20 protein-coding genes and 1 tRNA gene are annotated in these 21,269 nt (G+C 65.5%); 6 read left to right on the top strand and 15 right to left on the bottom strand.

The window, feature by feature from the left end:
- Positions 1-194: 194 nt before the first annotated feature.
- The 3 genes from SKP52_RS18600 to SKP52_RS18590 all read right to left on the bottom strand — a co-directional run bounded on the left by SKP52_RS18600 (position 195) and on the right by SKP52_RS18590 (position 1,736).
- Positions 195-713 carry a DUF4402 domain-containing protein gene (locus SKP52_RS18600; RefSeq protein ID WP_052208536.1) on the bottom strand — a complete coding sequence of 173 codons (519 nt, stop codon included), beginning with the start codon at positions 711-713 and terminating at the stop codon, positions 195-197.
- 129 nt (positions 714-842) lie between these two features.
- Positions 843-1,040 carry a zinc-finger domain-containing protein gene (locus SKP52_RS18595; protein ID WP_039577308.1) on the bottom strand — a complete coding sequence of 66 codons (198 nt, stop codon included), beginning with the start codon at positions 1,038-1,040 and terminating at the stop codon, positions 843-845.
- Between the two features lie 135 nt (positions 1,041-1,175).
- Positions 1,176-1,736 (bottom strand): DUF4402 domain-containing protein, encoded by a 561-nt coding sequence (locus tag SKP52_RS18590; protein WP_228383700.1) that lies wholly within the window; start codon positions 1,734-1,736, stop codon positions 1,176-1,178.
- Positions 1,737-1,838: 102 nt separating this feature from the next.
- On the opposite strand from SKP52_RS18590, the gene SKP52_RS18585 reads away from it, so the two are divergent.
- Positions 1,839-2,759 carry an ABC transporter ATP-binding protein gene (locus SKP52_RS18585; protein WP_039581639.1) on the top strand — a complete coding sequence of 307 codons (921 nt, stop codon included), beginning with the start codon at positions 1,839-1,841 and terminating at the stop codon, positions 2,757-2,759.
- Positions 2,760-2,762: 3 nt separating this feature from the next.
- Here the strand turns inward: SKP52_RS18585 and SKP52_RS18580 are convergent, their stop codons facing one another.
- Positions 2,763-3,533, bottom strand: a complete 771-nt coding sequence (locus SKP52_RS18580) for an alpha/beta hydrolase family esterase (protein ID WP_148309189.1) — start codon at positions 3,531-3,533, stop codon at positions 2,763-2,765.
- 273 nt (positions 3,534-3,806) lie between these two features.
- Here SKP52_RS18580 and nadB point away from each other — a divergent pair, with 273 nt between their 5' ends.
- Positions 3,807-5,381, top strand: coding sequence for an L-aspartate oxidase (nadB, locus tag SKP52_RS18575; protein WP_039577298.1), 1,575 nt, complete (start codon positions 3,807-3,809; stop codon positions 5,379-5,381).
- Here nadB and SKP52_RS18570 read toward each other — a convergent pair.
- Genes SKP52_RS18570 through SKP52_RS18555 form a run of 4 tightly spaced genes read right to left on the bottom strand, consistent with a single transcriptional unit; the run spans position 5,378 to position 9,278 of the window.
- Positions 5,378-5,623: a GlsB/YeaQ/YmgE family stress response membrane protein gene (locus tag SKP52_RS18570; protein WP_039577294.1), complete on the bottom strand. Its 246-nt coding sequence runs from the start codon at positions 5,621-5,623 to the stop codon at positions 5,378-5,380. The genes nadB and SKP52_RS18570 overlap by 4 nt on opposite strands.
- Positions 5,620-6,825: a M20 metallopeptidase family protein gene (locus SKP52_RS18565; RefSeq protein ID WP_039577291.1), complete on the bottom strand. Its 1,206-nt coding sequence runs from the start codon at positions 6,823-6,825 to the stop codon at positions 5,620-5,622. The genes SKP52_RS18570 and SKP52_RS18565 overlap by 4 nt, the downstream gene beginning before the upstream one ends.
- Positions 6,826-6,876: 51 nt before the next feature.
- Positions 6,877-8,106 (bottom strand): hypothetical protein, encoded by a 1,230-nt coding sequence (locus SKP52_RS18560; RefSeq protein ID WP_052208534.1) that lies wholly within the window; start codon positions 8,104-8,106, stop codon positions 6,877-6,879.
- Complete coding sequence (locus SKP52_RS18555; protein WP_039577288.1) at positions 8,103-9,278, bottom strand: acyl-CoA dehydrogenase family protein; 1,176 nt, start codon at positions 9,276-9,278, stop codon at positions 8,103-8,105. Before SKP52_RS18555 ends, SKP52_RS18560 begins: the two co-directional genes overlap by 4 nt.
- Positions 9,279-9,356: 78 nt before the next feature.
- On the opposite strand from SKP52_RS18555, the gene SKP52_RS18550 reads away from it, so the two are divergent.
- Positions 9,357-10,613 carry a dipeptidase gene (locus tag SKP52_RS18550; protein WP_039581635.1) on the top strand — a complete coding sequence of 419 codons (1,257 nt, stop codon included), beginning with the start codon at positions 9,357-9,359 and terminating at the stop codon, positions 10,611-10,613.
- 92 nt (positions 10,614-10,705) lie between these two features.
- On the opposite strand, the gene SKP52_RS18545 is transcribed toward SKP52_RS18550, so the two are convergent.
- Positions 10,706-11,119, bottom strand: coding sequence for a DoxX family protein (locus SKP52_RS18545; RefSeq protein WP_081997433.1), 414 nt, complete (start codon positions 11,117-11,119; stop codon positions 10,706-10,708).
- Positions 11,116-12,411, bottom strand: a complete 1,296-nt coding sequence (locus SKP52_RS18540) for an FAD-dependent oxidoreductase (RefSeq protein ID WP_039577285.1) — start codon at positions 12,409-12,411, stop codon at positions 11,116-11,118. The genes SKP52_RS18545 and SKP52_RS18540 overlap by 4 nt, the downstream gene beginning before the upstream one ends.
- Before the next feature lie 154 nt (positions 12,412-12,565).
- On the opposite strand from SKP52_RS18540, the gene SKP52_RS18535 reads away from it, so the two are divergent.
- A tRNA-Gln gene (locus SKP52_RS18535) sits at positions 12,566-12,639 on the top strand.
- A 77-nt stretch (positions 12,640-12,716) separates the two neighbouring features.
- Here the strand turns inward: SKP52_RS18535 and SKP52_RS18530 are convergent.
- The 5 genes from SKP52_RS18530 to SKP52_RS18510 form a co-directional block, all read right to left on the bottom strand.
- Positions 12,717-14,825, bottom strand: coding sequence for a phosphocholine-specific phospholipase C (locus SKP52_RS18530; protein ID WP_039577282.1), 2,109 nt, complete (start codon positions 14,823-14,825; stop codon positions 12,717-12,719).
- A 34-nt stretch (positions 14,826-14,859) separates the two neighbouring features.
- Entirely contained in the window at positions 14,860-15,855 is a 996-nt protein-coding gene (gene phnE, locus SKP52_RS18525) for a phosphonate ABC transporter, permease protein PhnE (RefSeq protein WP_039577279.1), read from the bottom strand.
- On the bottom strand, positions 15,852-16,574 hold the full coding sequence (locus SKP52_RS18520; RefSeq protein ID WP_052208531.1) for a phosphonate ABC transporter ATP-binding protein: 723 nt from the start codon (positions 16,572-16,574) through the stop codon (positions 15,852-15,854). The genes phnE and SKP52_RS18520 overlap by 4 nt, the downstream gene beginning before the upstream one ends.
- Positions 16,574-17,509, bottom strand: coding sequence for a phosphate/phosphite/phosphonate ABC transporter substrate-binding protein (locus tag SKP52_RS18515; protein WP_039577275.1), 936 nt, complete (start codon positions 17,507-17,509; stop codon positions 16,574-16,576). The genes SKP52_RS18520 and SKP52_RS18515 overlap by 1 nt, the downstream gene beginning before the upstream one ends.
- Positions 17,510-17,596: 87 nt before the next feature.
- Positions 17,597-19,744, bottom strand: coding sequence for a TonB-dependent receptor plug domain-containing protein (locus tag SKP52_RS18510; protein WP_081997432.1), 2,148 nt, complete (start codon positions 19,742-19,744; stop codon positions 17,597-17,599).
- A 282-nt stretch (positions 19,745-20,026) separates the two neighbouring features.
- On the opposite strand from SKP52_RS18510, the gene SKP52_RS18505 reads away from it, so the two are divergent.
- Both SKP52_RS18505 and SKP52_RS18500 read left to right on the top strand, forming a co-directional pair.
- Entirely contained in the window at positions 20,027-20,920 is an 894-nt protein-coding gene (locus SKP52_RS18505) for a MurR/RpiR family transcriptional regulator (protein WP_052208529.1), read from the top strand.
- 117 nt (positions 20,921-21,037) lie between these two features.
- Positions 21,038-21,229, top strand: coding sequence for a hypothetical protein (locus SKP52_RS18500; RefSeq protein ID WP_039577270.1), 192 nt, complete (start codon positions 21,038-21,040; stop codon positions 21,227-21,229).
- The last annotated feature ends 40 nt before the right edge of the window (positions 21,230-21,269 follow it).

The raw sequence follows: 21,269 nt of genomic DNA, 5'->3' as shown, positions 1-21,269 counted from the left end.
TTCGTCGCGGGCACAGATCGCAAGGCCCGTGTCCGAACATCGGCTTTGGGTTGTGAGCGGACCCGGATTCATCCCATTTCGTCATCCCGGACTTGATCCGGGACCCATCACAGCGCCGAAGTCATGGACCCCGGATCAAGTCCGGGGTGACGAGGAAGGGGCGTGGCAGCTACCGGTCTAATGCGGGCATCGAACTAAAGATAGTTCACCGTCAGCGTGAAGGTGCCGCTGTAGTCGCCCGCGGGCTGGTTCGCTGGAACGGTGAGCGTGCCGCCGATATAATAGGTCTGGACGCCGCTCGGCAGGAGGGTGCCGCCGAGCAGGGCGATGCCGCCGCCGCTGGTGCTCGCCGCGCGGACGAGGCTCGCGGTCATCGGCGCTGCGCCGCCGCCCGCGCGCGTCAAGGTGACCGAGGTGCTGCCGGATACGCTGATGAACAATATGCCGCCGGTCCCCTGAAATACCGCGCGCTGCGCCGCCGAGCCCACCGGGGTGACCCCGCCGCCGCTCGTGCGCGCATTGGTGACGGGGTTGATCGTCACCGTGCCGCCAGTCGCACCGCTGATCAGCGTGCCGAAATCGAGGTCGTCGGTCTTGATCAGCGTATTGGGGCGGATCACCGCCGCATTGGCGGTGCCGGGCATGTCGGCGGCAAAGGCCGGTCCGCACAGCGCCGCGCCCGCCGCTGCCACGGCGATGGTCAGGGCGCGCACGGCTCCCGGACAGTTTCTGGTCCCTTGAATCCCCACAGATTCTGCTCCTGTCTGGCACATCTATGCCAGCGGGACCTTCATCACTGATGCACGGGGTTGGTGAATCGACCGTTTACTTCCGGCTGCGGATCAGGCCTTGTCGGCAACGCCGCCGATCAAAATAAAGCGTCGGTCGCAATAGCCGCAGTCGGCGAAGCCTTCATCGGGGTCGATTTCGAGCCATACGCGGGGATGGCCGAGCGCCGCATCGGCGAGGCCGTCGCCGGTGCCGTCGCAGGCGATGCGGGTTTTGGGCGTGCGGATGGTTTCGGGTGCAGGCTGGGTCATCGACCGCGCCCATAGCAAGCGAGCGAAGGCTCGGCAATCGGGTCTGCGTAGCGATTGTGGGGCTTTGACGGCACCGGCGCAGGCATCCTTTCGGGCGCAAGTGGTCCCCGGTGCCGTCCTTCCCCCACAGAAGGTCTAAAGATAGTTGAGCGTGATCGTGAATGTGCCGCTGTAATCGCCCGGTGCCTGGTTCGCACCGACTTCGAGCGTTCCGCCGACGGGAAAATTATAATTGCCCAGTGGCGAGGTGATTCGGAAGCGTGTCGGCGAGGTCGACAGGATCGCGGTCGGGGTGCTTCCGATTTCGAAATTGCGCACGCGCATCCGCGTACCCGGGCCAGTGATCCAGATCGTGTTCGATCCCAAAGATATGTTGACCTGGCGATTGAAGCTGCCGAGGCCGGCGAAGCGTGCGGGTTCGCCGGCATTGCCGGCCAGCGTCACGCCGCCGGTGCGGCTGCGCGAGCCGTCGGGTTCGATCGTGACGGTCCCCGCGGCCGCCGACGGGATGATGTCCCCGAAATCGAGGTCGTTGACCTTGAAGAAGCTGAGCGGGCGAAGCACGATGGCTTCGGCCGCGCCTTGCGCGCTGTTCTGCGCCAGCGCCGGCGAAGCGGCGGTGGGCGCGATCAGGAGCGCAAATATGGCTAGGCCGCGCTGCATCGGCCGCGGGCAAATGATGTGGCTGGTCCTCACGGATTTCGTCCTAGCGGCGAGTTTCGAATATAGCGTTAACGCGTCGCTGACGGAAAATTAGCGGGCTTTCGCATGGGAAGGCGCGCGGCTATGGAGGCGGCCATGAGTGAAGCCGCTATCCGCATCGACGCCGTCTCCAAACTTTATGCCGGCGGCAAGCAGGCGCTCGACAATGTCAGTTTCGACGTGCCGCGCGGCCAGATCTTCGGGCTCTTGGGGCCGAACGGTGCGGGCAAGTCGACGCTGATCAACATCCTTGCCGGGCTGGTCAACAAGACGGCGGGCCATGCGAGCATCTGGGGCTTCGACATCGACGCCGATCCGCGCAACGCCAAATATTCGATCGGCATCGTGCCGCAGGAAATCGTCTTCGATCCCTTTTTCACGCCCTATGAGACGCTCGAGAATCAGGCGGGGCTTTACGGCGTGCCCAAGGACAAGCGCATTTCGGACGAACTGCTCGCCGCGGTGCATCTGTCGGACAAGCGCGATGCCTATGCGCGCACGCTGTCGGGGGGCATGAAGCGGCGGCTGCTGGTGGCGAAGGCGATGGTCCATTCGCCGCCGATCATCGTGCTCGACGAGCCGACTGCGGGGGTCGATATCGAACTGCGGCAGCAGCTCTGGGAATATGTGCAGTCGCTCAACGATCGCGGCGTCACCGTGGTGCTGACGACGCATTATCTGGAGGAAGCCGAGGAGCTGTGCGACCGGATCGCGATCATCAACCATGGCAAGCTGATCGCGAACAAGCCGACGCGCGAGCTGGTGGACATGGCGCGCGAGAAGATCGTCGTCGTCACGCTCGACGCCGATATTACCAACCTGCCGACGCACCCCGCCTTTGAAAAGATCGAGCGCGAGGGGACGCGCGGGCTCGCGATCAGCTATAACAAGGATCGGATGAACGCGGGGGAAGTGCTCGCGGCGGTGAACGCGATGGGGCATGGCATCGTCGATGTTTCGACCCGCGAGGCCGACCTTGAGGACGTCTTCCTGAACCTGACGCGCAGCGCGGCCTGAGGCTCAGCGCCGGTAGCGCGCGAAAAAGGCCCACATCGCCTCATTGTCGGCGACCCATTCGTGGCCGCGACCCTGGACGATGCGGCCCGCGACGCGCGCGTTGCCGAGGCAGTTCGAATAGATTTGCTCTTCGGTGGTCTCGGACACGGGGACGGTTTCGGGGCCGGTGCGGCAGCCATCGAGCTGGGCCCAGCGCGCGAGCGCGGTCGCCATCGAATATTGCCAATAGCCTGCACCGCCGCCCGCGACGGGGTTGGTCGTGTCGTCGCTGCCCGCAAAGGCATAAACCGGAACCGCCTTCTTCGGCTGGCAGGTGGCGGGGTCGGGTCGCTGCGGATCGCCGGGTGAAGGATTGCCGGCGCGAAGCCCGACGACGGGTGCGATCGCCGCGAAGCGATCCGACGCGACGCAGCCGAGCCACGAGGTCATGCGTCCGCCGCCCGACAGGCCCGTCGCGTAGACACGCTCTTCATCGATGCAAGTCTGCGCGGCAAGCCAGTCGATCGCGGCCGTCAGATAGGCGACGTCGTCGGGATCGTCGGCGGTCGGTACCGCACCGGTGACGGTCGGCACGCCGGGGATGTTCCAGACGAAGCCCTTGCCAGCGGGAATGCCGGCGTCGGGAGCCGCGAGCAGGAAGCCGTGATGGTCGGAGGTCGCGGCGAGTCCCGAATGGCGGAGCATTTCCTGCCCATTGCCGGTGCTGCCGTGGAGAAGGAAGACGAGCGGAAGATCGCGGATGCGGCGTACCCCGACGGGAATATGAATCAGCATCGAACGCCCGGTGTCGCCGACCGCGACGCGCTGCGTCGTTCCCGGTGCGCCGAGGGCGCAACCGGGTGCGGCCAGTGCGGGCGTGCCGAAACCGAGAATGGCGATGATGGCGACGGCGAGGACGCGAAACAGGGACAGGGGGGCTTCTCCTTCGCGGCTTTGCTAGGCGGCGAGGGCGGTAACGGCAAGCGCGCGCATCGAATTGAACCGCCGCCGCTTTCGCGTATAGGTGCGCGCACCGACGGCCGAGAGGAGCCTGCCTTGTCCACCGAAATGCAGTATGACGTCATCATCGTCGGCTCCGGCGCTGCCGGGCTCACCGCGGCGATCGCGCTCGCCGATCATTGCCGCGTGCTGGTCCTCGCGAAGGGCGAACTGACCGGCGGGTCGACCGCCTGGGCGCAGGGCGGGATCGCTGCGGTGCTCGACGCGGGCGATACGTTCGAAAATCATATCGAAGACACGATGATCGCGGGCGGCGGATTGAATCGGCGCGAGACGGTCGAATTCGTCGTCGAAAACGCCCCGCACGCGATCGAGCGGCTCGTCGAAATGGGCGTGCCGTTCAACAAGCAGGCCGAGGCGCTGCACCTGACGCGCGAAGGCGGTCATTCGCACCGCCGCATCGTCCATGTCGACGACGCGACGGGGTGGGCGGTGCAGGCCGCTTTGCTCAAGACCGCCGAAGCGCATCCGAACATCACGCTGCTGCCGGGGCAGGCGTGCATCGACCTGATTACCGGTCGCCACGAGGAACGCTATTCGGGGTCCGGGCGCGTGTGGGGTGTCTATGCCCTTGATGAAAAGACGGGGAAGGTCCACGCGCATGTCGGCCGCGCGACGATCCTCGCGAGCGGCGGCGCGGGGCGCGTGTATCAATTCTCCACGGCGCCAAGAGGCGCGACGGGCGACGGCATCGCGATGGCGTGGCGCGCGGGCTGCCGTGTCTCGAACATGGAAATGATGCAGTTCCACCCGACCTGCCTCTATAATCTCGACGTCAAGAATTTCCTGATCACCGAAGCGGTGCGCGGTGAGGGCGGATTATTGAAGCATCCCGTCACCGGCCATCGTTACATGCCCGATTATGACGCGCGCGGCGAACTCGCGCCGCGTGACGTCGTAGCGCGTGCGAACGACGACCAGATCAAAAGGTCGGGACTCGATTATGTCCATCTCGACATCAGCCATCTCGACCCCGATTTCGTCGCGGGGCATTTCCCGAACATCTATGAAAAGCTGCTGACGCTGGGCATCGATATGACGAAGCAGCCGATCCCGGTGGTGCCCGCGCAGCATTATACGTGCGGCGGGGTGCTGATCGACCTCGACGGGCGCACCGACCTGCCGGGGCTTTATGCCGCGGGCGAGTGCACCGAGAGCGGACTGCACGGCGCGAACCGTCTGGCATCGAACTCGCTGCTCGAATGCTTCGTGTTCGGCGAGGCGGCAGCGAAGCATATTATCGAGAGCTGGGACCAGCTCGACACGCCGCCCGCGATCCGGCCGTGGGACGCGAGCCGCGTGACCGACTCCGACGAAGAGGTGGTGATCAAGCAGAACTGGACCGAGATTCGCCGCTTCATGTGGAATTATGTCGGCATCGTCCGCACGACCAAAAGGCTGGAGCGCGCGCGGCATCGCATCGACATGATGACGCACGAGGTCGAGGATTATTACGGCCACTTCCGTGTCACAACCGACCTGATCGAACTGCGCAACCTGCTGCAATGCGCCGAACTGATTGTGCGCAGCGCGCTCCACCGCAAGGAAAGTCGCGGGCTGCACTATACGCTCGATTATCCCGACCTGTTGCCGGAGGCGGTCGATACGGTGCTGGTGCCCTAGCCGCCGACCCCCACAAGCCGCCCAACCAAAATCAGCACGATCGCGCCGATCACCGAGGCGAGGCAACCCGCGCGATGGAAGTCGCCGCGGCCGCGCGAGGTGGCCAGGCCGGCGAGGAGCGACCCGCCAATGCCGAGCAGGATCGTCGCGATCCAGCCCATCTCGACCGCGCCGGGATAGAAGAACCGCGCGAGCGCGCCGATGATCAGGCCCGAGAGAATCGCGCCGAGGATGTTGATCATGCGTTGAAGCCTTCGTTCAAAAACCGCTCGGCGAGCGCCGCGTGCAGCGCGGCGCCGCGCGCCATCACCTTTTCGTCGAGTACCATATGGTTGCTGTGCAGCCCGCAGCACTGGCGCCAGTCGCTGCCCGCTTCGCTCGCGCCGAGCCAGAACATCGCGCCGGGGACTTTTTCGAGCACATAGGAGAAATCCTCAGCGCCCATTACCGGGTTGTCCATCGTCAGCCAGGCTTGCTCGCCGAAGGTTTCTTCGACAACCGACTGGCCGAAGCTCACCGCGCGACTGTCGCAGATGGTGACGGGGAAGCCCTCCTCGATCGTCACCTCGGCGGTGCAGCCATGCGCTTCGGCAATCGCGGGGGCGAGGCGTTTGAGTTCGCGCGCAACGTGTCCGCGACGTTCGGGCGAAAGCGTGCGGATCGTGCCCAGCATCTCGGCACTTTCGGGGATGATATTGTTCGTCGTCCCTGCGGCGATCTTTGCGATGGTCACCACGGCGGGATCGAAGACCGAGATGCGGCGCGTCACCATCGTCTGGATCGCGGTGACGATGGCGCAGGCGACGGGGATCGGGTCGATCGCGTCCTGTGGCATGGAAGCGTGCCCTCCGGCACCCTTGACAGTGATCGAGAGAACATCGGATGAGGCGAGCAGCGGCCCCGCGCGGCCCGCGAAAATGCCGTGCGGCGCGTTGGGCATGATATGGAGCGCAAAGGCCGCGTCGGGCAGCGGGTCGATAATTCCGTCATTCAGCATGAAGCGCGCGCCATGATGGCCTTCCTCGCCCGGCTGGAACATGAACATCACCGTGCCCGGCAACCGATCGCGCGCCGCGCAGAGCAGCTTCACCGCACCGACGAGCATTGCGACATGCGTGTCATGCCCGCACGCGTGCATCGCGCCGCTGATCTCCGAACTGAAGTTGAGTCCCGTCTCCTCGAGCAGCGGCAGCGCGTCCATATCGCCGCGCAGCAGCACCGTGCGCCCGTTCGCCGGCCCGCGCAGGATCGCGACGAGCCCGGTCGTCGAAGGCCCCTCGCGCAATTCGAGCGGCAGTCCGGCGAGCGCATCCTTGATCTTCGCAAGCGTCTTGGGGTTTTGCAGGCCTAGTTCGGGTTCGCGGTGGATTGCGCGGCGCAGCTCGACGAGGTCGGGGAGGAGGGTTTCGGCCTCGGCGGGCCAGCTCGGTTCGGTCAGCGTCATGGGTTAATCCTTATGTGGGGCGTCAAAGGCTAGACCGCTGCTCCCGGCTTGTCAGCCCTCGGCCGATTTCCCGAACAGCAGCACCGCGAGCGCGATCAGGATCGCGACGCTGTGAAGCGCGATGCGTTTCCAGCGGGTTGGCGCGGGGTCGACCCATTCGACCACCAAGGCGGTCAGTGACTGAATGCCGTAATAAAGTACAAACGCCTTCGACGCCCAGGCGATGACGGTGAAGATACTTCCCGACCAGACGACCACGGTCGAGGCACCCGCGGCGACGACATAACCGATGCCGACCGAGATTTTGTCTTGCGACGCCGTGCTCACCAGCCCGCTCGCGCCATTCATGTCGGCGACCGCCGCCGACAGCTGCGACATCAGCGCCGCGACGATCACGCACGGAGCGATCAGCATGCCGACCGGGCGGAGCAGTTCGACGATTTGGGTGTCGCCGCCTTCGGGCGGCAACCGGCCGTCGAGCCAGGGGGTAAGCAGCCCGATGAAGAGAATATAGACGATGAAGGCAATCCACTGCGCGTGGCGCATCGTCAGCACGCGGGTCGACGCATCATAGCTGTGTCCAAGATAGCGCGAAGTTTCGAACCCCTGCACGAGGATGATCAGCCCGAGCAATATGCGCAGCGAATCCCATCCTTCGGCCGTTTCGGCGAGCGGCTTGACCGCGACGGCACCGTCGGTGACGAGCTGGGCCCCCATGCTCCATGCGAGCGCGGCGATCAGCGCGGCGATCAGCGCGAGCTTGAGCCCCACCGAGCCGAGTTCAACATGCTCGAGCCAGCGCAGCCCGCCCATATAGCCGAGCAGCGCGAGCACCGCGAGAATGCCCGTCGTCATCATGTGGGCAAGCGCCGGGTCGACGATCCCCAGCCCTTTGAGCGCGAAATCGGAGAGCAGGCTGAGATAATAGGCGATCGACACGAAGTAGGCGAGGATCAGCGCGAGGTCGGCGGCGCGGTCGAGCCAGACGAGCACCGGCCGCGGATCGTCGGCCGCGAGCATCGGTTCGAGGCGGCTGATATTGTCGCGCACCGCGAGCCCGAAGAGATAGGAAATGCCGCACAGAGCCGCCATCGCGAACACCGCATAATGGCCCGCAGCATGGCCGAGGATTGGTCCGGCGACAAGGAAACCCGACCCGATGATCGACGCAAGCGGCGTTACCGTCGCGCGCCAATTGTTCGAGCGCAGGACATGGGGCGACAGCATGAATGCCGCCGCGCCGACCGCCACGACGAGCATCGCGATGTCGGCGGCGTTCAACGCTTGCCGCCGAAGAGTTGCCGTCCAGCGAGATCGAGCATGATTTCCTCGCTGCCGCCGCCGATCGCGTTGACGCGCACCTCGCGGTAGATGCGCTCGACCTTGCTGCCGGTGATGTAGCTCGCGCCGCCGAGGATCTGCGCTGCCTCGCGCGCCACCGATTCCAGCATTCGCGTCGCCTGCACCTTCAGCATGGCGAAGTCGGCGGGGCGGTCCTTGCCCTCTTTGACCTGCCAGGCGCACAGGTCGACCCACGCCTGCGTCGCCTCGATCTGGCGTTCCATGTCGGCGAGCTTGATGCGGATCGACTGGTGGCCGACGAGCGGCTTGCCGAACGTCTCGCGATTTTGGGCCCACTCCGCCGCCTCGGCCATCGCGACGCGGGCGTAGGCGCAGCAGCCCATCGCCATGCCGAGCCGCTCCGAATTGAAATTGCGCATGATGCCGATGAAGCCGGCATTCTCCTGGCCGATCAGGTTTTCGGCGGGGACGCGAACATCGCTGAAGTGGATCGCGGCGGTGTCGCTGCACCGCCAGCCCATCTTGTCGAGCCTTGTGCGTTCGACCTCGGGCGCGTCCATGTCGATCAGCAGCAGCGAGACGCCCGCTGCGCCCGGCCCGCCGGTGCGGACGGCGCAGGTTAGCCAGTCGGCGCGCATGCCGCTGGTGATGAACATCTTGCCGCCATTGACGATGTAGCTGTCGCCATCCCTGATGGCTGTCGTCTTGAGGTTCGCGACGTCGCTGCCGCCGCTCGCCTCGGTGATGCCGAGCGCGATGATCTTGTCGCCCGCGAGCACCGGCGGGGCGACGCGCTGTTTCAGTTCTTCGGAACCGAGCGCGAGGATCGGGGGCAGTCCGATGCCGTGCGTCATCAGCGACGCGCCGAGCCCGCCCGCGCCGACCGCGGCGAGTTCCTCGGTCAGCACGAGGCCGTGGAAATTGTCGAAGCCTTCGCTGTGCCCGCCATATACTTCGGGATAGCGGAGGCCGAGGATGCCCGCGTCTGCAGCCTTCTTGTGGAGGTCGCGCGGCAATTCGCCCTCGGCTTCCCAACGGTCGATGTGCGGTGCGATCTCGCGGGTGACGAAACGGCGGACGCTCTGCGCCAGCGCTTCGTGGGTTTCGTCATAATAGGGCGATCTTGCGCGCCAGTCGTCGAAGGCTGTCATGGACCGATGCTGCGCGGCGTTGACGGGAACGTCAAGCGGGGCTTGCGCCCTCCGCTCAACCACTTAAGGTCGCGCGCCATGAACAAGTCCACCCTGCTCGCCGGCCTCGCCGCATTCGCCCTGATCGCCACCCCCGCCATGGCGCAAAAGTCGCCCGAGGCGGTCGCCGAGGCCGCGCTCAAAAAGGCGCCGGTGTTCGACGGGCATAACGACGTGCCGTGGGAACTGCGGGGCAGCGTCGGCAATGTGATCAACGATTTCGATTTTCGCGACACCACCAAGCCCAAGCCCGACGGAAGCGTGATGCACACCGACATCCAGCGCCTGCGCAAGGGGCATGTCGGGGCGCAATTCTGGTCGGTCTATGTGCCGTCCAACACGAACGAGCAGCAGGCGGTGCAGCAGACGATCGAGCAGATCGACGTCGCAAAGCGGCTGATCGCCCGCTATCCGAACGACCTCGGCTTTGCGCGGACCTCGGCCGAACTCGAAGCGCAGATGAAGGCGGGCAAGGTCGCCGGGATGCTCGGGATGGAGGGCGGCCAGTCGATCGGCTCGTCGCTTGCCGTGCTGCGCGAAATGTACGGCATGGGTGCGCGCTACATGACGCTGACCCACGGCAAGACCACGCCATGGGCCGATAGCGCGACCGACGCGCCGCAACATGACGGGCTCACCGATTTCGGGCGCCAGGTCGTGCGGGAAATGAACCGCATCGGCATGATCGTCGACCTGAGCCACGTCAGCGAAGCGACGATGAAGGATGCGCTCGAGGTATCGAAGGCGCCGGTCATGTTCAGCCACTCGGGGGTGCGCGCGGTCAACGACCATCCGCGCAATGTGCCCGACAGCGTGCTGCCCGCGGTGAAGGCCAATGGCGGCGTCATCATGGTGGTGCTCTACGCCGCCTTCCTCGACCCCAAGCTGCGCGCGCATGGGCTGTCGCGGACGGCGGAAAAGGCGCGGCTCGATGCGCTGTACGTCGGCAATCCCGATGCTGTCGCGCCGGCGATGAAGGCATGGGACGCGGCGAACCCGGCGCCGCAAACGCCGATCGGGATCGCGGCGGACCATATCGACCATATCAAGGAGACGATCGGCGTCGACCATATCGGGATCGGCGGCGATTATGACGGGATGGATGCGACCCCCGTGGGGCTGGAGGATGTCACGGGCTATCCGCGGCTGTTTACCGAACTGGCGCGGCGCGGTTATACGCAGGCCGAGCTCGAGAAGATTTCGAGCGGCAATATGCTGCGCGTGCTGAAGGCGGTCGAAGCCTATGCGGCGAGCCAGAAGGACCAGCCGCCGATCGAGACGCCGGTCGCGAAATAGGCCTGTGCTCCTGCGAAGGCAGGAGCCCATCACCGGGTGGAGCAAAATCGAACCGGCAGGAGATGGGTCCCCGCCTTCGCGGGGACACGGATCTATGCTACCGCTCGGCGCCCTCCTCCCAACGGCCAGTCGGTTGCACCGCTCGCCCACAGCGCCCACCAGATGATCAGCGGCTGCGCGGCGAGTCGCGGGCCGTGGTACCACCAGCTCAACGTCTCACCGCCGATCGCGACATTGGCGAGCGCGTGATGGAAGTTGGCGGGCCAGACGCAGAGCGCATAGAGCGCGAGGCCCCAGCCGGCGGCCTTGCGCGTGGCAGGCATCATCAGCCCGATCGCGCCCGCGATCTCGGCGACGCCGGTCGCGGCGACCACCATCTCGGGCGCCGGCACCCATGGCGGCATGATTGCAAGGAAGGGCGTGGGGCGCGCCAGATGCGCCCAGCCTGCATAGCCATAGGCGAGCGCGAGCAGCCAGCGCAGCGCCGTGCGGACCGACTCCTTCACCGCCCGATTGCGGCGAGCATCGCCTCGATGCTGGTGAATTTCTCGCGCGGGTTGCCGTCGAGCGCGGCGGCGACCTCGGCCTCCTCGATCTTGCGCCAGTCGCGGAAGGTGACGGGGGTCACCCCGCGGCTGGCGAGCAGCGCATCGAGTGCGGGGCGCCCCGCCTTGCCCCCGCCGCGGCCGATATCCTCCAGCACCATTTCGGCGATCCGCGCGCCGTCGGGCTTGTTGGTGCCGATCGTCCCCGACGGCCCGCGCCGTGCCCAGCCGACCGCGTAAAGACCGGGTAATATCCGGCCGTCGTCGTTGGCGAAGCGGCCGCGGCCATGTTCGTACGGCACGCCGGGGATCGGCGGGGTCTGATAGCCGATGCAGCTGATGACGAGGCCCGCATCGATCGCATAGGTTTCGCCGGTGCCGTGGCTGGTGAGGTCGGCGTCGAGCGTCGTGCGCTCGACGATCACGCGCTGGACGCGGCCGTCTTCGCCTTCGAGCGCGACGGGCATCGCGAAGAAATCGAAATCGATCGTCACCGGCTTGGCGACGGGGTTCGCGGCAAAGCTGCGCAAATGCGTCACCGACTTGCGCATCCCGGGTTCGAGCATCGCATCGTCGCCCTCGGGCGGCAGGTCGGCGGGGTCGACGCGCGGGCTGGCGCGTTCGAGATGGCCGAGTTCGCCCAGCTCCTTCGGCGTCATCGCGATCTGGTGCGGGCCGCGGCGGCCGAGGATTTGGATATGGCGCACCGCGCTGCCCTCCAGCGCATCGCGCGCGTGGGCGACGATATCGCTGCCGGCAAATTCCTGCCGCGTCTTGGCAAGGATGCGCGCGACGTCGAGCGCGACATTGCCGTTGCCGATCACCGCGACCCCGGAGGCATCGAGCGGCGGGTTCAGCCCGGCGAAATCGGGGTGGCCATTGTACCACCCGACGAAGGCGGCACTGCCGATCACCCCCGACAGGTTGGCGCCGGGGATGTCGAGCGGCCGGTCGTTGGGGGCGCCGGTCGCGAGGATGACCGCGTCGTAAAGGGCAAGAAGTTCGTCGATCGTCACGTCGGTGCCGACCGCGACATGGCCGACGAAGCGAACATTGTCGGTGAGCGCAGTGCCTTCGTAGCGGCGCGACACCGCCTTGATCGACTGGTGGTCGGGCGCGACCCCGGTGCGGATCAGGCCGTAGGGGACGGGAAGCCTGTCGATGACGTCGACGGCAATATCGTCGGCTTTCTGCAGTGTTTCGGCGGTATAATAACCCGCGGGGCCCGACCCGATGATCGCGACATGACGCATCAACCCACTCCTTCGGGTTCCGCGCGAGCGCGCGGCCCCTATCTTGTTATGGGGCGATGCTAGCGGCGAAATGCGTCAGGGCAAGCGGACTTGTTCGGGTGGGCGAACCGGCCTTGACAGCGCCGCCGTGCAATCATATTGCGCCCGCCTCTGCTGCCCTGTCGTCTAATGGTAAGACTGCGGTTTCTGATACCGCCTATCGAGGTTCGAATCCTCGCGGGGCATCCAGAGCTTTCCCTTAAATGGTTGAAGTGAACTCCGGCCAAACGCCGGGCGGCCCGATTGCGCGCCCGGCGTCGGATTTCCTAGGCCAATGTCAGCGGATCGCTGATGCCATGGGTGCCGCACTCGATGCGGCCCGCGAGGCGGACTTCGATTCCCGGCAGCGCGACGGTGACATCGTACCAGTCATGGTCTTTCGGAGTCGGCCATGCCTCGACCGCCTTGCCACGGCTCGCGATCGTCACCGTCTTGCCCGCCGACGGGGCATAGGCGTCGCGGAGGATCTTCGCTTGCTGCGCACCGCTGCCGTCGTTGACGAAGCCGAGGGCGAGGGCGCGCTGTTTGACGTTGTAGCGCGCGGTCATCGTCGGTGCGCGCGCGGCTTCAGCGAGCGTGCCGCGGAAGGCGCGGTGGAAGCCGTTGGGGCCGAGGACCCAGAGGTAGAAGTCTCCATCGGCGCCGACGCTCCAGCGATCGTCGATGCGCTTGCCCGCCTCGACCGTATAGCGCCGCGGGATGCGGTCGAGGTTCCTTTTGTCATAGACGTGGAAGACCGCGCCCGCTGCGCCCTCGTTGATGAAGTCGAGGATGACCGCTCGGCCGCCCGCGTCGATCCGTGCGTCGACGTGGAGGATATAAGGCAGCGCGCGCGAGCGGCGGATGCCCTTTTCCTGGAACAGGTCCTGCGGCACGCGCGGCGGCAGCGCTTTCGGGCGCTGGAGGTGCGTGTCGAGGATCGCGGCCGAGCCGCTGACGTCGGGCAGTGCGGGAAAGGCCGCATCGGCGCCCTTCGAGAAATCGAAGCAGGAGGTCATGTCGCCGCAGACCGAGCGGTGCCACGGGCTGATCGCGGGGATGGTGACGCCGAAACGCCGTTCGAGGAATTGGCCGACCGAAGTGTGATCGAAGACCTCGCTGCTGACCCAGCCGCCCTTGCTCCACGGCGAGACGACATACATCGGCACGCGCGGGCCGAGGCCGAACGGGCGTGTTGTTCCCGAGATATTGTCGTCCCGCGACAGATATTTATCCTCATGATCGTCGAAATAATGGCCCGGCAGCGCGAGAGTCGCCTCGCCCGCGAGGGTGCCGTCGGCATTGTACGACGGCGGCGCGGCCGGCGGGAAATGGTCGAACAGCCCGTCATTCTCGTCGAAGGTCTGGAAGAAGACGGTGCCCGCCCATGTGTCGGGATTGGCAGTCAGCGCATCGAGCACCGATGCGGTGAATTCGGCGCCCTCGATCGGGGTCGACGCCGAGGGATGTTCGGACCATTGCTTGGGCGGCAGCACCCATGACACCGCGGGCAGCGTGCCGTTCTTTGCATCTTCTGCGAGCCTTTCGAGCGAATGATGCGACATGCCGCGTTCGTAGATCGGCGAGCCTGGCTTCGCGTCGCGAAAGCCCTTGAAGGCGAGGCCCCCGTGCATTGCGCCGGTCCAATTGTCGTTGGGGTCCTGATAGATGCGCCAGTCGACCCCGGCGGCCTCGAGCACTTCGGGAATCGTCGCCCATTCGAGCGCATTGCCGGCATAGGTGTAGCCGGGTTCGGGTAGAGCGCCCTTGATCCAGCAGCGCAGGTTATTGGGTTCGGATTTGTCGTCGCGGCAGTTGGTGCCGGTGGCGGCAACGTCGGGATCGAAATTGGACCCCGACCAGAAGACGATCCGGTTGGGGTCGGTGCCGGTGGTGATCGAACAATGATAGGCGTCGCAGATGGTGAAGGCTTCGGCGAGCGCGAACTGGAAAGGGATGTCCTCGCGCTTGTAATAGCCCATCGAATAATCGGTCTTATACTTGGGCCATAAGCCGAACTTGCCCTGGTTCCACGCCGCCTGCGCGTCGGCGAAACTGTGCGGAGTGCCAGGAACCTTCAGGCCGTTGGTGCGCGCGGTGTCGAGGTGGAAGGGCAGCAGGTCGCGCGCGCCGTTGCTCTGGAACCAGACATTCTTTTCGCCGGCCATCGGGATCGGGTGGCGATCGCCGAAACCGCGCACGCCCTTCATCGTCCCGAAATAATGGTCGAACGAGCGGTTCTCCTGCATCAGGATGACGATGTGGCGCACATCCTTGATCGTGCCCGTCGTGCGTTTCGCCGGGATGGCGAGCGCACGGCCGATGCTGGCGTGAAAGGCGGCGGCCGAGCCGGCAACGCCGGCGGCCTTCAGGAAATCACGTCTCGAATTGCTCATCCAAACTACTCCGGACTGAAGGGGAAGAGGGGCGTCATCGCCACGCCTGACGCGCGCGCGATGCGGCGAAGTCGAGCGTCAGGATGACGAAGAAGATGGCGATCAGGATCGTGCCGACATGGCCATATTCGTAAAGGTCGAAGCGGCCCTTGAGCTCCTGCCCAATGCCGCCCGCGCCGACGAGGCCGATCACCGACCCCATGCGAACGTTGCGATCGAAGGTGTAGAGCGTGCAGGCGATATGCTGCGGCAGCACTTGCGGCATGATCGCGCTGCCCCAGATCGTCAGGCGCCCCGCGCCCATCGCGGCGAGCGCCTGTTGCGGGCGCGGGTCGGCGTCCTCGATATCGTCGGCGTAGAATTTCCCGAGAAATCCCGCCGAATGGAGGCCGAGCGCGAGCACGCCCGCGATCGGTCCGAAGCCGAAGGCGATGACGAGGAAAAGTGCTGCGATCAGTTCGGGGATAGCGCGGAGGAAGCCCGATGCCGCGCGCGAACCCGCGCGCAAGGCGGGGTGCGGTGTGACGTTTCGTGCGCCGAGCAGCGCGAGAGGTAGCCCGATGAGCACCGCGATCACGCTGCCCCACAGCGCAATCTCGAGCGTCTCGAGCATCTTGGCCGCGACATGGAAGGCATAGCCGAACGGTTCGACCAGCCAGGCGGTGCGCACCATGCGTTCTTCGCGGCGCAGCGTGTCGGGGTTGAGTTCGGAAACGCGCGTCTCGGCGGTTTCGATATGCGCGAAGGGGGGCAGGTGATCGGGGTCGTACCCCTCAATGCGGCTGACCTCGCGCCGCGACGATAATTGGATCGGCACGAGCTCTGCCAGCGTCGAGCCGAGCCCGTCGGCGACTTGCGACCGGTCGGCCATCCCCGCCTGCGCCAGCACTGCCTCGCCGCAGAGCGCGAGCATCCGGTCGATCTCGACGCGCTGCCCCGTGTACCAGAGCAGCAGCAATGCGACGGCGAGCAGCGCGACGGCGCGCGCGCCCAGCAACGCCGGGAAGCGCCAGGCCAACGCGCCGTTCACCGCGCCACCGCCCGGATTCGCGGCAGGAGCCGGTTGTCGCCGAGCGCCGTGGGCGGGCCATCGAAGACCACGCGCCCGCCATCGAGCTGGATGATGCGATCGGCGAAGCGGTGCGCAAGGTCGGGCTGGTGCAGGCTGCAGAGCAATGTCGCGCCGAGGCTTCGCGATTCGTCGCGGATCAGCGCCAAGGTCGCTTCGCCGGTCGCCGGATCGAGGCTCGCGATCGGTTCGTCGGCGAGAATGAGCGCGGGACGATGGAGCAGCGCCCGCGCGATCGCGACGCGCTGTTGCTGCCCGCCCGACAGGCTGTCGGCACGCCGCGCGAGCTGGTTTTCCTCAAGCCCGAGGCCGGCAAGAAGATGCGCGGCGCGTGCGCGGACGGGGGACGGGTAAAGGCCGGCGAACGAACGCGCGATGCCGATATCGGCGACCGCCATGACATTGCGCGCGACGCTGGCGCGTCCGCTCAGCGCGAAGTCCTGCGGGATCAAACCGATGCGGCGGCGCTGCGTCCGGCTTGCGGGGGCGCCGTCGAACAGGATGCGTCCCGCGCTCGGCGTCACCAATCCGGCGACCGCGCGCAGCAGCGTCGATTTCCCCGCGCCCGATGCGCCCAGCACGGCGCAGACCTGGCCGGCGGGAATGAAGAGCGTCATGTCTGTGAGCGCGTCGGCGCCGCCCGCATGGCGAACGCAGAGGTTGGCGATACCGATATCCATCACCGCACCGCCCTTTCGGCCGACTTGCGCAGCATCTCGCCCTTCAGCGCCGGGGTGACCTGCGCCATTTTGCGTGTCGCGGGGAAGAAGTGATCGGCGGGAACATGCCCGACATAGCCGTCGACGCGCGCGCCGCCATAGCCGCGGATCATCTCGGGCGTGATGCCCGGGGTGCGGTCGATCTTCTCGAAGGCATCGCGCAGCCGGCTGCGCAGCGCGGGCGCGAGGCGCATATTCGCGGCCAGCGGCGGGTAGGGGATCGGTTCGCTGCGTGCGATCACGCGCAGGTCGCGCGCGCGGGGGACATTGGCGCGCACCGCCTTGTCGTAGCTGTCGAAGGAGAGCGCGGCGGCGTCGACCTGGCCATTGATCAGCGCGGCAAGGCTGTTCGCGTGGGTACCGGTCATGCGCACCGCCGACAGGTCGCGGACGGGGTCGATCCCGGCGTCGAGCAACATCGCGACGGGGAAGATGAAGGCCGAGGTCGAATTGACGTCGCCAAACGCGATGCGCTTGCCGCGAAGGTCGTCGATCGACCGGACGGGGGAGTCGCCGCGGACGAAGAGTCCCGAGTAATAGACCGAGCGGCCCGACTTGACCGCGACCGCGAGCAGTTCGGCGCAGCCGCGCTTTTGCGCCTGAAGATAGGTGACCGAACCGACAAAGGCGATATCGGCGGCATTGTTGCACATCGCCTCAACGACCCCGCCATAGGATTGCGCGACCTTGAGGTCGAAGCTGAGGCCGGTGCGGCGCGCGACCGCGTCGAAGATCGGCCGATAGTCGGCGAGCGTGCCGCTCTCGGTCCCGCCGTCGGCGGGGATCAGCAGCACGCGGAGCGGCGGCGGTGGAGTGGGCCGCGGGGACAGGGCCAGCCAGGCCGTGCCGGCGACGCATAGCGCCGCCAGCACGCCCGCAATGATCCACTGCCGCATAACCAACCTCCGTCGACCCGAGAAACGGGGGGCGCTTACGACGGGGCTGTGACAGCGGCATGAACCGGGAACCCTGAACCAGCTCGATCAGAACTGGGTCGAGAAGGAGACATAGACCGCGCGCGGCTTGCCCTCGAACTCGTAACCATAGAAATATTCGGGGCTGTTGAGCGCTATCTCGCCGCGGATGAACGCCGAGCTGTAGCGCATATTGCCGTAGCCATAGCGTTCGGCATATTTCTTGTCGAAGATGTTGACGACGCGCAGCTGGATCTGGTGCTGGCGCTCTTCCCCCAGACGGTATCCGATCGACCCGTTGAGCAGGAAATAATTGCCGAAATTGTGGCGTAGCGAACTATTGACGCCGCCGGTCGCATATTCGGGGCCCTGATAACGCGGGAAGAGCGTGACCGAGAAACGGTCGTCGGGACTGGTCCAGCGCAGGTTGCCGCCGATCATATATTCGGGGGTCTCGTTGATTTGCAGATCGGTGCCGTCGAGCCGCGCTTTCTGTTTGGTGTAGTTGACGTTGAACGCGAAGCCCTTGCCGACGCGGACATCGAGTTCGGCGGTGAGCCCGCGGATCTCGGTGATGCGGTCGTTGTTGAAATAGGTGTTGGGGGTCAGGCCCGAGGTGGTCTGGATGCGATTGGTGACGTCGGTGTGGAACGCCCCGACCTCGGCATTCATCTGCACATTGCCGAAGCTCTGCGAGAAGCCGATGCCGCCATTATAGGTTTCGGTTTCCTCGGTCTTGAGGTTGGGATTGCCGATCAGGGTCGGGCTGTCGGCGTAAAGTTCGTTGGTGCGGGGCAGGCTGTACGAGGTGCCGCCGTTGCCGCGGATATAGAAAACGCCGATCGGCTGGCGGAAACCGAATTTCCAGATCGTGCGCGACCCGAAGCTGTCGGCGAAATCGGTGCGCAGCGCGAGCGACAATTTGGTGTCGGGGCTGAACGGGATCACCGGGCGGAAGTCGGCATAGACGCCGGTGATCGTGTTCGCCTTGTTCGAGATCGGGAAGACGGGGTCCGAGTCATTCTTGTACGACACGACCTGCACGCCCGCGACGACCTCGAGGATGTTGGGGAGCGACAGTGTGTTGCGGAGGTTGAGCCCCATTTCGCGGAAACCGCCGACCTTTGAATCCTTGCCGAATCCCTTGTTGGGGAAGGGCACCGACTTGCCCGTCGCATCGCCGAACGGCGTGGTCTTGCCCGTCGTCGGATCGATACAGCCTGCGGGGGTCTTGCAGATTTCGGCAAAGGTTTCGGTGTTGTTGAGCCGCGGGTTGCTCCAATAGCCGGCGACCTCAGTGTAGAAATTTTCCGACCAGCGGCGGTCGAGCGAGAAATCGACGATCGGGTAGCGGACGCGGTTCGGCGAATAGGTTTCGGCGTCGGGGAAGGGGTCGTGGAATTCGATCTGGGTATATTGGCCGTTCACGCGGAACTCGCTCTTGTCGTCGAGCTTCCACAGATATTTGACGCCGATGTTGCTGCGGTTGAGCGGATAGTCCTGGATGCCGCCGGCCTTGGCGACATTGTCGACATAGGACTCGGGGGCAAAGATGCGCGGTCCGTCGGTCTGGATCGTGCCGCCATAGACCATCAGGCTGTGGCGCCCGTCGGGATCGATCGGGAAGCTGGCGTTGCCCCAGATTTCGCGCGTGTTGAACGCGCCGTACTGCGCGCCGAGTTCGAACTTGCTGCTGCCGTCGGGGCGTTTGGTGACGAGGCTGATCACGCCGATGCCGCCGTTGCTGCCGAAGAAGAGGCTGTTGCCGCCGCGGAACACCTCGGCGCGCTCGATCATGTGCGGGTCGATCGTCGTCGAGCCCCAGATATCTTCGAGCGCCGGGCCGCGATCGTAGAGCGGCACGCCGTCGAGCACGACGAGCGTATCGCGGTCGCTGCCGCCGTCGAGGCGGATCGTATATTCGCCTTCGTCGGGCGAATAGCCGATGTTCGCGCCCTTGATCAGGAACTGTGCGATTTCGGCGAAGTTGGTCGCGCCGGTCGCGGCGATTTCCTGGGCGGTCACGATCTGGACGGCATTGCCATGTTCGACCGCCGCGGCGGCGAGCGGGGTCGCCTCGACGGTCGCGGTGCCGTTGACGATGATCTCGTCGCCCGCGCCCGAACCGGCATCGGCGCTGTCTGTACCCGCCTCGTCGACGGCGGCGAAGGCTGCCGACGGCAGCGCGCTGGCGGAGAGCAACAGGCCGAAAACCATGGCCGCACGCGTTTTGGAAGAGATGTGCACAATCATGCCCCTTTTGAAGAATCCCGATCACATTCGGCGGCGCAGGGGCGGTCGTGTTCACGACTCGATACTGCACCGCATCAATGTGCGGGGCCTCCGCTAAGTGCGGCGTGTGACAGTTGAGTGAAATAGGCTCAATTTTAGATTTACATCAAAATGAGCAAATTATACTTTCAGATTGTCGCGATCTCGGCTAGCTTTCTCTGTCCCGCGGGGGTGAGGTATGCGGATTCTGATGGAGAATTGCGTAAAATGAGTGACAAGGGCGGGGTGACGAAAGCGGCGGGTGACGATCGAGTCCCGATCGAAAATGCGCTCGAGCGAATGAGAATGGCTCATGGCAAGATGGCCAAGGGTGCGCAGCGCATCGCCGATTATATCCTCGCGCAGCCCGATGAAATCGTTGGCCTGTCGATCACCGAACTCGCCGAAGCGGTCGGCGTGAGCGAGGGCAGCGTCGTCAATTTCTGTCGCGGCATCGGCCTGTCGGGCTTCCAGCATCTAAAGCTGAGCCTTGCGCGCGAGACCGTGCAGTCGGTGCAGTTCATCCATGAGGATGTCGCACGCGACGACGATATGGATACGATCTGCCGCAAGGTTTTCCATTCGGGAATCCAGGCACTGCGCGACTCGCTCTCGGTCCTCGATCCGCAGGCGCTGACGCGCGCGGTGGGTGCGATCCATACGGCGAAGCGCGTCGAAATCTATGGCATCGGCTCGTCGGCGCCGATCGCCGAAGATACGCATTACCGGATGCTGCGCATCGGGCTCGACGCGCGCGTCGTGACCGACAGCCACATCCAGGCGATCAGCGCCTCGCGCTGCGACCCCGACGTCGCCGTGCTGACGATTTCGCACAGCGGCGCGACGCACGAGACGGTCGCGGCGACGCGGCTGGCGAAGGAAGCGGGGGCGCGGACGATCGTCATCACCAATTTCGCGCGCTCGCCGATCCAGGCTTATGCCGATGTCGTGCTCTTCACCATGGCGCGCGAGACGCGGTTTCGCACCGAGGCGATGACGAGTCGGATCGCGCAGCTTTGCGTCGTCGACGCGCTGATCGCCGCGCTCGCCCTCGGCGATTACGACCGCTCGACCGAGACGCTGCGCCAGACTTTCGAAGTTCTCTCGATCAAACGCTTCTGATCCCCCGTGATCCGCGATCGGCGGATGGTACAGGCGCTTCATTGCGAGTCGGTGCTCCAAGCGGGTGTGTGGCATCCTTATGGTTTGCGAATTGATACGAACCCAAGGAAACCGAAAATGATGACCATGATCGCCGCTTGCGTTCTGTCCGCGCTCGTAGCCGGCTCGTTTCTCGCCGGAACGCTCCTGGCGGCGGCGCCCGCTGCCGCGCAAACCGATGCCGCCGCACACGACGGCCGTGCGGCTCCCGCCGCCGCCAAGTCGGCAAACAAGCTGATATTGTCATTCGGCACTGGTCGAGACGAATGACGGGCTCTCCCCCATTTTGACCGGCGCGCGCGATGGCGCT

The sequence above is a fragment of the Sphingopyxis fribergensis genome, from assembly GCF_000803645.1.
GTDB lineage: Bacteria > Pseudomonadota > Alphaproteobacteria > Sphingomonadales > Sphingomonadaceae > Sphingopyxis > Sphingopyxis fribergensis.
Note: the sequence above shows the minus strand (reverse complement) of the source record. Positions and strands in the feature narration are given on the sequence as shown.

Coding starts and splice junctions, on each gene's coding strand:
- SKP52_RS18510 (WP_081997432.1), bottom strand. CDS start 19,744: ATGGTTTTCGGCCTGTTGCTCTCCGCCAGCGCGCTGCCGTCGGCAGCC.
- SKP52_RS18555 (WP_039577288.1), bottom strand. CDS start 9,278: ATGACAGCCTTCGACGACTGGCGCGCAAGATCGCCCTATTATGACGAA.
- SKP52_RS18570 (WP_039577294.1), bottom strand. CDS start 5,623: ATGATCAACATCCTCGGCGCGATTCTCTCGGGCCTGATCATCGGCGCG.
- SKP52_RS18585 (WP_039581639.1), top strand. CDS start 1,839: ATGAGTGAAGCCGCTATCCGCATCGACGCCGTCTCCAAACTTTATGCC.
- SKP52_RS18500 (WP_039577270.1), top strand. CDS start 21,038: ATGATGACCATGATCGCCGCTTGCGTTCTGTCCGCGCTCGTAGCCGGC.
- SKP52_RS18565 (WP_039577291.1), bottom strand. CDS start 6,825: ATGACGCTGACCGAACCGAGCTGGCCCGCCGAGGCCGAAACCCTCCTC.
- SKP52_RS18580 (WP_148309189.1), bottom strand. CDS start 3,533: ATGCTGATTCATATTCCCGTCGGGGTACGCCGCATCCGCGATCTTCCG.
- SKP52_RS18550 (WP_039581635.1), top strand. CDS start 9,357: ATGAACAAGTCCACCCTGCTCGCCGGCCTCGCCGCATTCGCCCTGATC.
- SKP52_RS18540 (WP_039577285.1), bottom strand. CDS start 12,411: ATGCGTCATGTCGCGATCATCGGGTCGGGCCCCGCGGGTTATTATACC.
- SKP52_RS18505 (WP_052208529.1), top strand. CDS start 20,027: ATGAGTGACAAGGGCGGGGTGACGAAAGCGGCGGGTGACGATCGAGTC.
- SKP52_RS18530 (WP_039577282.1), bottom strand. CDS start 14,825: ATGAGCAATTCGAGACGTGATTTCCTGAAGGCCGCCGGCGTTGCCGGC.
- SKP52_RS18515 (WP_039577275.1), bottom strand. CDS start 17,509: ATGCGGCAGTGGATCATTGCGGGCGTGCTGGCGGCGCTATGCGTCGCC.
- SKP52_RS18595 (WP_039577308.1), bottom strand. CDS start 1,040: ATGACCCAGCCTGCACCCGAAACCATCCGCACGCCCAAAACCCGCATC.
- nadB (WP_039577298.1), top strand. CDS start 3,807: ATGCAGTATGACGTCATCATCGTCGGCTCCGGCGCTGCCGGGCTCACC.
- SKP52_RS18520 (WP_052208531.1), bottom strand. CDS start 16,574: ATGGATATCGGTATCGCCAACCTCTGCGTTCGCCATGCGGGCGGCGCC.